Genomic DNA, 11,467 nt, shown 5'->3' with positions numbered 1-11,467 from the left:
TGGCAAACCCTTTATTGGCCAGACACCTGGTAATGGCAGAGGTGAGGGTGGTCTTGCCGTGGTCTATGTGTCCAATAGTTCCAATATTCACGTGGGGTTTGTTTCTTACAAACTTTTTCTTAGCCATAGAGGACCTCCGTTACTGTTTTTTCTCTATTTTTCATTAAGTTTTCATAGATATACCGTGGTACCGGGGCATAATGGAAAAACTCCATATTAAAGTAACCCCTTCCCTGTGTTGCCGAGCGCAAATGGGTCGTATAACCGAACATCTCCTCCAACGGGATATAAGACGCGATACTTTTAAATCCATTCCTCTCGCCCAGTTCAGCAATTCTGCCTCTTCTCGACGATACATCGCCGATCACAGGGCCCAGACAGTCATTTGGCACATTAATATCAACTTTCATGATTGGCTCAAGAATGACTGGATTTGCCTTTTTTACAGCATCTTTCAAACCCATTGAGGCGGCAAGTTTAAAGGCCAGCTCCGATGAATCGACTTCATGATAAGAACCGTCTAAAAGTTCAATTTTAATATTAACAAGCGGGTAACCGAGTATAACACCCTTTTCCAGCGTTTCCTTTATACCGGTTTCTACACTGGAGATATACTCCCTTGGAATTGCACCGCCTATAATCTTATTCTCAAAAACATATTCGGCGCCCTCCACGGGGGAAACCTGAAGCACCACGTGGCCATATTGGCCGTGTCCGCCTGATTGCTTAATGTATTTTCCAACACTTGTCACAGTTTTTGTAATTGTCTCTCTGTAAGCCACCTGAGGTGGAGAAGATATCATGTCGAGGTTGTGTTCCCTCTTCGCCCTGTTCATAATTATTTCTAAATGGAGTTCGCCCATCCCCGATAAAATTACTTCCCCTGTTTCATTATCCAGCTTTACATTTAAGGACGGGTCTTCGACGGTATATTTGTTAAAAACGAGCCACACCTTTTTAAGGTCGTCTTTCTTTCTTGGTGCAATGGCACATGAGACAACGGGAGACGGGATTTCTATGGCTTCGAAAGCTGTATACATGTCAGGATTACATAACGTATCCCCGGTAGATACACCCTTCAGACCAACAATAGCGCAGATATCTCCTGCCTCGACCTTTTTTACTTCTTCTCTTTTGTTGGCATGGAGTATCAGTATTCTGCCTATTCTTTCGGTTTTTGATTTTGAACAATTTAAAACAGTATCACCTGTTTTCAATTCACCTGAGTATACACGGATATAGCAGAGATGCCCCACATAGGGATCATTCATAATTTTAAAAACAAGTCCGCTGAAAGGCTCTTCTCTGTTGCCCTGAAAAAATCTTTCTTCCCCTTCTTCGGTCCAGTACTTATAAGGAGATACATCTATTGGTGATGGAAGATAATCAACTATTGCATCAAGGAGCGGCTGGATACATTTATTTTTAAAAGCACTCCCGCATAATACAGGTAAAATGTTTCCATCCAGTGTCCCTTTTCTTATCACTCTTTTGATTTCGCTTTCTTCAATATTAATACCTTCTAAATAAGACTCCATAAAGCCATCATCTACTTCAGCAAGTGACTCCATTATTCTGATCTTTGCGAGGCGCGTTTCTTCCTGAAGCCCTTCAGGTATTTCTGTAACAGAATACTCCAGGCCAAATTTGTCGTTATTGAAGAACAATGCCTTCCCTTTCAGGACATCTACCACACCTGCAAATTCATCATCGCTGAAAACAGGAATATGGAGCGCTACCGGGTTGGCTTTCAACATATCGCGTATCATATTGACACAATGAGAGAAATCAGCGCCAGGTCTGTCCATTTTATTAACAAAGGCAATTCTGGGGACCCCATATCTGTCAGCTTGTCTCCAGACAGTCTCGGACTGGGGTTCAACACCTTCTACACCCGAAAAGAGTGCTATGGCGCCATCCAAAACCCTGAGAGACCTTCCGACTTCTATGGTGAAATCGATATGTCCCGGCGTATCGATAATATTTATTCTATGGCCTTTCCATGAACACGTTGTTGATGCCGCCGTGATGGTAATACCTCTTTCCTTTTCCTCCTCCATCCAATCCATAGTAGCAGCGCCATCGTCAACCTCTCCAATCCTGTTGTTAACCCCTGTATAAAAAAGGATTCTCTCGGTTGCTGTAGTTTTGCCCGCATCAATATGCGCCATAATTCCAACATTTCTTAATAAACTGTTCATTATTTATAAATCCTGATTTACCATCTGTAATGGGCAAAAGCCTTGTTGGCTTCAGCCATCTTGTGGGTATCCTCTCTTTTCTTAACTGAACCACCTTTGTTGTTGTAAGCATCGGCAATTTCGCCTGCAAGCTTGTCAAGCATAGTTCTTTCTGATCTGCCCCTTGAATATTTAATTAACCATCTAATGCCCAGGGAGAGCTTCCTGTTTGCCCTTACTTCAACGGGGACCTGATAAGTAGCCCCTCCTACACGCCTTGCCTTTACTTCTATTTCCGGTTTGATGTTGTCCATTGCCTTGTGAAAAACCTTCAAGGGGTCTTCTTTTATTTTAGTTTCTATAAGGTCAAAAGCACCGTATACTATTCTTGTTGCAGTACTTTTCTTGCCATCCAACATGATACAGTTGATCAATCTCTGAACAACCAAATCATTATATTTGGGGTCAGGTAGTTTTTCCCTTTTAGAAACATGTCCTTTCCTTGGCATTACTTAACTCCTCAATTATTGTTTAGGTCTTTTGGCTCCATACTTGGACCTGCTCTTCTTTCGATTCGCCACGCCGCTCGCATCAAGTGATCCTCTTATTATATGATACCTGACGCCTGGTAAATCTTTTACCCTTCCGCCTCTTATCAAGACAACAGAGTGTTCCTGCAAATTATGCCCTATGCCGGGTATATATGTTGTGACCTCTATACCATTCGTCAACCTGACACGGGCAACCTTTCTTAACGCTGAGTTCGGTTTTTTAGGTGTTGTCGTATAAACCCTCACGCAAACTCCCCTCTTCTGGGGGCAATTTGTCAGAGCAGGTGATGAGCTCTTCTTTTTGACAACTTCCCTTCCAAGCCTTACTAATTGGTTGATAGTAGGCATTCCTTCCTCCAAAAAAAAAGTAATCCCCTGTATTTTTAAAGGGATGGCTGATACAAGCAAAAAAACTTAGGTATATTAAACGATTTCACCGGTTTATGTCAAGAGATTTTTCCTGTTTTAAAATATTTCAGTCATATATGCTCCCAACACAATGACCTTGTGAAATACATTACAGAAAAGACTTGACAATACTGGACAGAGTATAATAATTTTCAGTCAAACTCATTGTTTCCGGGAAAAACTTAAGCAATAGTAAGTAGTAAGTTCAATTAATCAGGAGGTATACTTTATGACTCAAGATGCAAAAGTCTTTGGGATGTCTGCAAACACAGGAAGGTGGTTATTTGTAGTGCTTGGTATAGTTGTAAACATGTGCCTGGGAGCTGTCTACGCATACAGCGTCTTTAAAAAGCCCTTGGAAATAATGTTCAAGTCAACTGCTACAGAGGGTAATTTGCCCTTTATGGTTTTTCTCGCCATGTTTGCCCTGTTCACATTCTTTTCAGGGCGTTTCATTGATAAAATGGGGCCCCGTATAGTCATGATGTTCGGCGGAATAGTTGTCGGTGTCGGATGGATACTTACCTATTTCGCCTCCAGTATGACCATGGTTATCATCACCTACGGAATCATCGGCGGCGCCGGCGTCGGTATTGTCTACGGTGGACCAGTTTCGGTTGCCACCAAATGGTTCCCCGATAAAAAAGGTTTGGCCGTTGGCCTTTCACTCCTCGGGTTCGGCGCTTCAGCCTTCGTAACAGCTCCTTTGGCGAAGAACCTTATTGCAGCTTATTCAAATAATCCACTTCCTGCCTTCGGTATTATGGGAATCGGGTTTCTCATTATCACTGTGATCCTTTCCATGTTTATGAAATTTCCCGAAGCTGGCTGGAAACCTGCAGGGTGGAATCCTCCTCAGGCAGCAGGCGGGACAGCAGCACGAACATTTACCGCCGGGCAAATGATTGGAACATCAAGCTTTTACGGCCTCTGGCTCTGCTACATTTTAGGTGCAACAGCAGGCCTCATGGCAATCGGTATTTCTGCGACTGTCGGAAGGGAAGTAATAGGGCTTGATGTTGGAACTGCTACATTGCTTGTATCGGTATTTGCCATTTTTAACGGCATTGGTCGTCCTATTTTCGGCGCACTTGCCGACAAGATTACTCCAAGGGGAGCTGCTATACTATCTTTTGTCATCATCGCTGTTTGCTCTTTCATGATGCTCGCTGCCGGACCGGGTTCTAAGGGGCTTTATGCCGTTGCTTTCTGTGGTTTCTGGCTTTGCCTTGGTGGCTGGCTCGCCATAGGACCTGCGGCCACGGCAACCTTCTTTGGCCTTGAAGGATACGCGCAGAAGTATGGTGTTGTTTTTAGTGCATACGGTTTAGGCGCGATCATAGGCGGCATTATTTCCGGGAAGGCAAAAGACGCCTTTGGCAGCTACACCACGGCTTTCTACCCTACAGCAGGAATGGCCATTCTCGGCATTATCATCGCCGTTATCCTTCTCAAACCACCAAAAAAATCATAACGAAAAGAAATATAAGATAAAAGGGCGACCGTGCTGGTCGCCCTTTTCAGTATTTATCGAAGCAAAATAAAACCTGTTATTCCTTCCACTCAAAAAATTGTTTGAATTTTTCCTTAAAACCCCTTTCTGTCACTCCTACATCCTGGCTGAATTCCCCTGCAAGCTCCTCGATTAACGTTCTCTGCCTTTCTGTAAGGCTATCAGGGATTACGATATTAAGATGGATAACTTCATCGCCCTTACCGTATCCATCCGACTTCGTAACACCAAGACCTTTCATTCTGAAGACCTTCTCCGGTTGTGTACCGGGTGGAATGGTTATCTTTGTATTGCCTTTGATGGTAGGAATCGTTATTTCGCCGCCGATGCAGAGAAGTGGAAAGGTAACATCGATCTGAACAAGAATGTCATCGCCTTCTCTTTCGAATATCGGATGCTCCTTTACATGCAGGACAACATAAAGGTCTCCTGCATGGGTATCCGCATATCCCTGCATTCCTTCGCCACGCAACTTCAACCTTGCTCCGGTATCCACTCCGGGAGGAATTTTCAGCTTTATCTTCTTTTTTGTCTTAACCTGTCCCTTCCCTTTACAGGCTTTACAGGGGTTTTTTATAATATATCCATCACCACCACAATATTCACAGGTACGATTTATCGTGAAAAAACCGTGGCTCTGTTTGACCTGCCCCCTCCCGCCACAATACTTGCATACGACAGGCTGGCAACCGGGTTCTATTCTCGACCCCTTACACGTGGGACATCTCTCTTCCCTGGGGATTTCAATTTCCTTTTCAACACCGAAGACAGCCTCTTCAAACTCTATTTCAAAATTGTACCGCAGGTCTTCACCTTTCCTTGCCCTTTGCCTCTGGCTTTGCCCGCCAAAAAAATCGCTGAAGATGTCATTGAAAACATTGTCAAAATTACCGCTAAATCCAAAATCAAAAAAGGTTCCCGCATCATCTGCGGTTCCGAACCTGTCATATCGCAACCTTTTATCAGAGTTGCTCAGTACCTCATAGGCCTCGTTAATCTCTTTAAACTTTTCCTCTGCTTGTTTGTTACCCGGGTTTCTATCGGGATGATAGTTCAGTGCAAGTTTCCGGTAGGCCTTCTTCAGCTCTTCTTCTGTGGCATTTTTAGAAACATTAAGCGTTTCATAGTAATCTCTTCTCATTTAAGTACCTTTGGCTAATGTTTTTCAGGGTTTGTAGAAATGGAAACCATGGAGGGTCTTATGAGTCTTCCGTTCAATACATAGCCTTTTTGATGTTCGCTGATAACGGTTTCGGGTTTTATGTCATCTCTTTCTTCTTGAAGAAATGCTTCATGAAAATTGGGGTCAAATTTCTTCCCCAATGCTTCGACAGGCTCTACACCAGCCCTCTCAAGCACTTTCAGAAACTCATTAAGGACAATCTTGATGCCTTCATGGATGCTTTTAAAATCCTCTGTTTTTGAGGCATGTTCCAATGCCCTCTCCAGGTTGTCAATAACAGGAAGCAAATCCTTGATAAGCATTTCGTTGCCGAATTTCAAGGTATCCTGTTTCTCTTTATTTTTCAGTTTTTTGAAGTTTTCAAATTCAGCTTGAAAATAGAGCAACCTCTCCTGAAGTGTTTTTATTGTCTCTTCCTTCTCCTGGAGCGATTTGTTAAGCTCTTCTATTGCTCCATCTTTTTTTACTTCGTCTTTTTTCTTTTTCTTTTTATGCTCTTCGCTGACAGTACCTTCATCCTTTCCGGTGTAGTCTGTCTTTTTTTCTTCTTTTTCTTCCATCGTATCCCTCTTACATAATTCTTAGAATATCGGTAACAGTTTTCGCTGTATATTCCACTATCGGTATAATACGCGAGTAATTCATTCTTATCGGCCCCATTACCCCGAGAACACCAAAGCTTTTATCGCTGATCCTGTATGTTGAAGTGATAATGCTCATATCTCTCATTTCTTTGATATCGCTCTCGGTACCCAGGATTATATGTATGCCTTCTTCTTTAAGACATTTATCCAGTAACCTCAAAAGTTTTTCCTTCCTTTCAAGCGCCTGGAAGAGATCCCTTAGCCTTTCCACATCGGAAAACTCGGGGGATCCTATCATTTTTGAAGTCCCGTCAATATAGACATCCCTTTTGTCTTCCCCTTCGATAATGGTTTCAAGGGTTTCGCTGATCTTCGTAAGAAGCTGATGGAATGTTGTTTTGTCCCGCTCCAAGTCCTCCATGATATTCTCTTTCAGCACATAAAATGGGGTGCCTTCAAACTTCTCGTTCATATACCTCTTCATGCTTTTCAGGGTATCGCCTTCAAGATTTTCTTCCGTTTCAACAAGCCTTGTGTGGACCATGCCGGAGGAGGTAACAAAAACGATGAGTACAGTATGTTTTGACAGCTTTACAAACTCCACTTCCTTAAAAAGCATCGTATTAATTCTTGGTTCAACTACAATGCTTGTATACCTCGATATGGCAGCAAGTATCCTTGAAGCATCGGCCATAATCTCCCCCATATAGTAATAGCGTGGTCTCAGGAGGGTATCGAGGGCTTGCAGTGTTTTCTTGCCAGGGTGAACAGGGACATCAAGGCCGTCCACATAATACCGGAAAGCTTTTGACGTCGGGATACGGCCTGCAACGGCATGTGGTTTATAGAGATAGCCCAGTTCTTCAAGATCTACCATGATATTTCGTATTGTTGCAGAGCTCCACCTGTTCTTCGGAGTCCTGGATATGGTTCCTGAACCTACCGGCTCAGCGGATGCGATGTAACTCTCTACTATTAAATCAAGAACCACCTTTTCTCTTTCATTCAAAATTTCCATGAGAATAAACCGACCTTACATAACTTAATTACAACTGTCATCTTTGTCAAGAAATGAAATGAAAAGGAGGGTCAGGGAGACTTGCCTTCTAATCCGGTTCCTTTCTTCCCCTCGGTGATATTACTGAAACTCCTCTGGGTAAGATACGCAAAAGCTATGTCGTCTTCCCCCGAAAACCTCTCCAGCAGTTGCTCCCAGACCTTACTGGATGACATTCTCCGGATACGGGGATCGCAAAGATAGATGGCTGTGAGCACCACGCCATTTTCACCAACTCCAGCAAGTACACGGGGCTCCAGACTCATATCAAGAACCATATACTTTTCCGATGCCTCACCTATAGTCTCCTTTGCTTTTCTGCCTGTATCTTCGCTCTCAGCGGTCACGATCTCTTCAAGGATAGTCCTGGCTTTTTTCCAGTTGCTCTCGAAGGTAACACTTACCTCAATGGTGTTCCAGATATATTCAAACCACCCCTTGGTGAAATTGACCTGGGGTTCCGTAAACACCGCACTATTCGAAATTTTTACGAGCCGTCCCGTTCGCATGTCTTTGGAAACCCCGGAGGTACCCGATTCCATCAGTGTAAATTGGAAAACATCGATATCGACGACATCTCCAGCATAGTCCCCGACCTGAACCCTGTCACCTATTTCGAAAGGTTTCCGGACAAGAATAAACAGCCACCCGGCAATATTCGTGAGAGGATCCTTCAGGGCAACAGCCAGACCTGCCGACAAGAGACCGAAGTAAGTGCTCAGGGAATTAAAAGCGCGAAGCCAGACAAATGCAAGGAGAAGGATAAGAACAAATGCAGAACAGTATGTGGCTGTTTTTCGCCAGAGAAACTCTTTGTGTTTGTCATGGGGAAACCGGAGAAAAATTCTCACCAATACCCAACGAAGAAGGACAAAAAAGACTAAGGCCAGGATGGAATCAAAAAACCTGTCATAAAGACCCATGTTTCCGAGATGCTCAAGAATGTTTTTCATTGCCATAGTATAGAATAACAAACACCCGCTTTGAAACAAAAATCATAGTGCATATAGTGGGCGCCCCCACCCCTCGCAGGGGTGAGCAGAACAGTATAAGGTGTGGAGAGGAAAACGTATGATTGCATGACCTGGCCCCAAGTGCTTTTACCGGTTCGAGGCTGACCTGTTGAGCACCGGCTTCCTTCCTGCTATGCGTAACAAATTCTGTTTTCTCTTGTTATGTTAGTTATACCCTATTTTCCTCTTATCCATTTTTCATCCAAAATAACTGTGCTTTTTGTCAAGACAGAACATGGGGTGCAGGTAAAGCGCTATCCTTCATGGAAAGAGAAATCCTTTTCCTTCCGACGTCAACATCAAGGACGGTGACTTTCACTTTCTGATGAACCTTTACTACATCGTTCGGATTCTTAACGAAGCGGTTTGAGAGATGACTGATATGTACCAGGCCATCCTGGTGAACCCCAATATCCACAAAAGCGCCAAAAGCGGTAACATTGGTAATGATCCCCGGGAGTTTCATGCCTGGTTTTACATCTTCTATCTTTTCGATCCCTTCCACAAAGGAAAAGGGCTCGAATTGTTCACGCGGGTCGCGTCCCGGCTTGGCAAGTTCACTCAATATGTCATTGAGTGTTGGCAGACCTACTGAATCGGTTATATAGCGCTTTACATCAATTCTTTTTCGAAGCTCTTCGCTCTTCATCAAATCTTTCACTGAACACGCAAGGTCTTTTGCCATTGTTTCTACGATTAGGTAGCTTTCCGGATGAACCGCGCTTCCATCGAGCGGGTTTACCGCGCCTATGATCCGGAGAAACCCTGCCGACTGCTCGAATGCCTTTGGTCCCAATCTCGGAACCTTTTTCAATTCCTTTCTTGAGCCAAAGGGGCCATGTTCGTCCCTGTACCCTACGATGGCTTTGGCAAGTTGTGGCCCTAATCCTGAAATATAGGCGAGGAGTTGCTTGCTTGCCGTATTTACCTCTACACCGACAGCGTTGACACAGCTCACTACTACATCATCAAGGCTTCTTTTTAACGCATTCTGGTCAACATCGTGTTGATATTGGCCGACTCCGATCGATTTTGGATCAATTTTTACCAGTTCGGCAAGTGGATCCATAAGGCGTCTGCCGATAGACACCGCCCCCCTCACCGTCACATCATAATCAGGGAATTCTTCCCTTGCCGTCTCTGAAGCGGAATAAACGGATGCCCCGCTCTCATTCACAATAATTACAGGTATTCTCCTGAGCGGTTCAACTCCTTTTACAAAGGTCTCGGTCTCTCTCCCTGCCGTTCCATTTCCCACTGCAATGGCCTCTATCTGAAACCTGCCGCAAAGCTCAATCATCGTTTCCGCTGCTTTGGCAGCCTCTTTCCCTGATTGACGGAGGAAAATAGTATCATTATGGAGAAGTTTTCCCTGTTGGCTAAGGCAAACGACTTTGCAGCCGGTTCTGAATCCGGGATCAATTGCAAGTATATTCTTCTGGCCCAGCGGGGCAGCGAGAAGGAGTTGACGTAGATTTTCCTTAAACACATTGATCGCCTCTTCGTCGGCCCTTGTTTTTGTTAGTGTCCGAATCTCCGTCTCCATAGATGGAACAAGGAGACGTTTATAACCATCCTCCATGGCTTGTTTCACCTGCACAGAACCAGGATTGTTACCCTTGATGAAATATCTGTTCAAGATCGCAATAGCTTCTTCATCGGGTGAAACAATACGAAGCATCAGAATCCCTTCGTTCTCTCCTCGTCTCATGGCAAGAATCCGATGAGAGGGGGCGACGTTAACAGGCTCTTCCCAATCATAATAATCTCTGTATTTAATACCGGTCTCCATTTTTTCAGGTATGGCCTTTGCTTTAAATCCGGCCTTCCGGATGAATAATGCTCTTATAGCAGCTCTGGCATCAGCATTCTCATTTATCCACTCCGCTATGATATCCCTTGCTCCCGCAAGCGCTTCTTCGGCCGAATTGACCTCTTTCTCAGCGTTAATGAAAGCACGTGCTTCTTCAAAGGGGTCGCTATTCACAGGGTCTTTAATATCCTGTGCGAAAAGACGCTCTGCTAAAGGTTCAAGCCCTTTTTCTCTCGCAATGGTGGCCCTTGTCCTGCGCTTTGGCCGGAAAGGCAGATAAAGATCTTCCAATATGGCCATCGTTTCCGCTTTATTAAGCTTGTCTTTCAACTCGTCAGTGAGAAGCTGTCTTTCTTCAAGAGAACGTAAAATGGAATCTCTCCTGCTGTTCAATTCCTCGAGCTGTTCAAGACGATCTCGTATAGCAGCAATGGCCACTTCGTCCAGGGAGTTGGTAGCTTCCTTCCGGTAACGGGCAATAAAGGGAATTGTTGCGCCTTCTTCCAGAAGTAATGCCGTTGCATTTACCTGTTTTATTGTGAGGTGCAGCTCAATGGAAATCTGCTTAATGTGTGCTTCGTTCATTCATTCCTCGTGACGTTTGAATTTATATTAATGTAGTATAATTGCGTTTCAAAATCCAATGGGACGATGACAAGGGGGCGGGGATTTATTGGAGGCGGCATCCGGATTTGAACCGGAGAATAGCGGTTTTGCAGACCGCTGCCTTACCACTTGGCTATGCCGCCATTTAACTTCAGTGAATAGTGAACAGTTTTAAGCATTCTACTAACTACTATTCATTAACGACTGTTCACTGTTTTTAAAATGGAGCGGGAAACGGGATTTGAACCCGCGACTTCAACCTTGGCAAGGTTGCACTCTACCGCTGAGTTATTCCCGCCCTTCATTGATATATAATATAAACCAAATGAATATGTCAATGGTTTGTTATGGTTTGTTATGATTGATACAATTGGTTCGTGGTGCATTATGTAATGAAGGACAAGGAAAATTCTGATATAGTTGATAGTTACAATTTAATATTTTAATTTGCCATAAAACTACTGTACAAGAGGTGGCCATGTCATCAAAAATCTATTTTCATATTTTTGAGTCCGCAAGCACCTTTCTCCACCCCGGAAAGGGTTTTACACCGGTTACC

At 44.0% G+C, this 11,467-nt stretch carries 10 protein-coding genes and 2 tRNA genes; 1 reads left to right on the top strand and 11 read right to left on the bottom strand.

Translation table 11 applies throughout. The annotated features are described in order from the left end of the window. The 4 genes from NTX75_18240 to rpsL all read right to left on the bottom strand — a co-directional run. A partial coding sequence (locus NTX75_18240; protein MCX5818155.1) for a GTP-binding protein occupies nucleotides 1–127 on the bottom strand: 127 nt, incomplete at its 3' end. Further along, on the bottom strand, nucleotides 120–2,201 hold the full coding sequence (fusA, locus tag NTX75_18235; protein ID MCX5818154.1) for an elongation factor G: 2,082 nt from the start codon (nucleotides 2,199–2,201) through the stop codon (nucleotides 120–122). The genes fusA and NTX75_18240, both read right to left, overlap by 8 nt. Before the next feature lie 17 nt (nucleotides 2,202–2,218). Further along, the gene (gene rpsG, locus NTX75_18230) at nucleotides 2,219–2,689 is read right to left on the bottom strand and encodes a 30S ribosomal protein S7 (GenBank protein MCX5818153.1); all 471 of its coding nucleotides are present in this window, start codon (nucleotides 2,687–2,689) and stop codon (nucleotides 2,219–2,221) included. Nucleotides 2,690–2,704: 15 nt separating this feature from the next. Then, nucleotides 2,705–3,079, bottom strand: coding sequence for a 30S ribosomal protein S12 (rpsL, locus tag NTX75_18225; GenBank protein MCX5818152.1), 375 nt, complete (start codon nucleotides 3,077–3,079; stop codon nucleotides 2,705–2,707). Nucleotides 3,080–3,368: 289 nt separating this feature from the next. Between rpsL and NTX75_18220 the strand changes: the two genes are divergently transcribed. Beyond that, the gene (locus tag NTX75_18220) at nucleotides 3,369–4,613 is read left to right on the top strand and encodes an OFA family MFS transporter (GenBank protein MCX5818151.1); all 1,245 of its coding nucleotides are present in this window, start codon (nucleotides 3,369–3,371) and stop codon (nucleotides 4,611–4,613) included. 76 nt (nucleotides 4,614–4,689) lie between these two features. Here the strand turns inward: NTX75_18220 and dnaJ are convergent, their stop codons facing one another. From dnaJ to NTX75_18185, 7 genes are all read right to left on the bottom strand, one after another. Next, nucleotides 4,690–5,793: a molecular chaperone DnaJ gene (dnaJ, locus tag NTX75_18215; protein MCX5818150.1), complete on the bottom strand. Its 1,104-nt coding sequence runs from the start codon at nucleotides 5,791–5,793 to the stop codon at nucleotides 4,690–4,692. Between the two features lie 14 nt (nucleotides 5,794–5,807). After that, complete coding sequence (gene grpE / locus NTX75_18210; GenBank protein MCX5818149.1) at nucleotides 5,808–6,395, bottom strand: nucleotide exchange factor GrpE; 588 nt, start codon at nucleotides 6,393–6,395, stop codon at nucleotides 5,808–5,810. A 10-nt stretch (nucleotides 6,396–6,405) separates the two neighbouring features. Then, the gene (gene hrcA / locus NTX75_18205) at nucleotides 6,406–7,437 is read right to left on the bottom strand and encodes a heat-inducible transcriptional repressor HrcA (GenBank protein ID MCX5818148.1); all 1,032 of its coding nucleotides are present in this window, start codon (nucleotides 7,435–7,437) and stop codon (nucleotides 6,406–6,408) included. Nucleotides 7,438–7,508: 71 nt separating this feature from the next. Further along, nucleotides 7,509–8,450, bottom strand: coding sequence for a mechanosensitive ion channel family protein (locus NTX75_18200; protein ID MCX5818147.1), 942 nt, complete (start codon nucleotides 8,448–8,450; stop codon nucleotides 7,509–7,511). 262 nt (nucleotides 8,451–8,712) lie between these two features. Further along, nucleotides 8,713–10,887 (bottom strand): Tex family protein, encoded by a 2,175-nt coding sequence (locus tag NTX75_18195; protein MCX5818146.1) that lies wholly within the window; start codon nucleotides 10,885–10,887, stop codon nucleotides 8,713–8,715. Nucleotides 10,888–10,976: 89 nt separating this feature from the next. Beyond that, nucleotides 10,977–11,051 (bottom strand) — tRNA-Cys (locus NTX75_18190). Nucleotides 11,052–11,131: 80 nt separating this feature from the next. Then, nucleotides 11,132–11,206: transfer RNA gene (locus tag NTX75_18185), tRNA-Gly, on the bottom strand. Nucleotides 11,207–11,467 lie beyond the last annotated feature (261 nt).

It is taken from the genome of Pseudomonadota bacterium (assembly GCA_026388315.1).
Classification (GTDB): Bacteria; Desulfobacterota; Syntrophorhabdia; order Syntrophorhabdales; family Syntrophorhabdaceae; genus MWEV01.
Note: the sequence above shows the minus strand (reverse complement) of the source record. Positions and strands in the feature narration are given on the sequence as shown.

What these genes read in the sequence shown, in the direction of transcription:
- NTX75_18195 (MCX5818146.1), bottom strand. Translation starts at nt 10,887, where the DNA reads ATGAACGAAGCACACATTAAGCAGATTTCCATTGAGCTGCACCTCACA.
- rpsG (MCX5818153.1), bottom strand. Translation starts at nt 2,689, where the DNA reads ATGCCAAGGAAAGGACATGTTTCTAAAAGGGAAAAACTACCTGACCCC.
- fusA (MCX5818154.1), bottom strand. Translation starts at nt 2,201, where the DNA reads ATGAACAGTTTATTAAGAAATGTTGGAATTATGGCGCATATTGATGCG.
- rpsL (MCX5818152.1), bottom strand. Translation starts at nt 3,079, where the DNA reads ATGCCTACTATCAACCAATTAGTAAGGCTTGGAAGGGAAGTTGTCAAA.
- NTX75_18220 (MCX5818151.1), top strand. Translation starts at nt 3,369, where the DNA reads ATGACTCAAGATGCAAAAGTCTTTGGGATGTCTGCAAACACAGGAAGG.
- hrcA (MCX5818148.1), bottom strand. Translation starts at nt 7,437, where the DNA reads ATGGAAATTTTGAATGAAAGAGAAAAGGTGGTTCTTGATTTAATAGTA.
- dnaJ (MCX5818150.1), bottom strand. Translation starts at nt 5,793, where the DNA reads ATGAGAAGAGATTACTATGAAACGCTTAATGTTTCTAAAAATGCCACA.
- grpE (MCX5818149.1), bottom strand. Translation starts at nt 6,395, where the DNA reads ATGGAAGAAAAAGAAGAAAAAAAGACAGACTACACCGGAAAGGATGAA.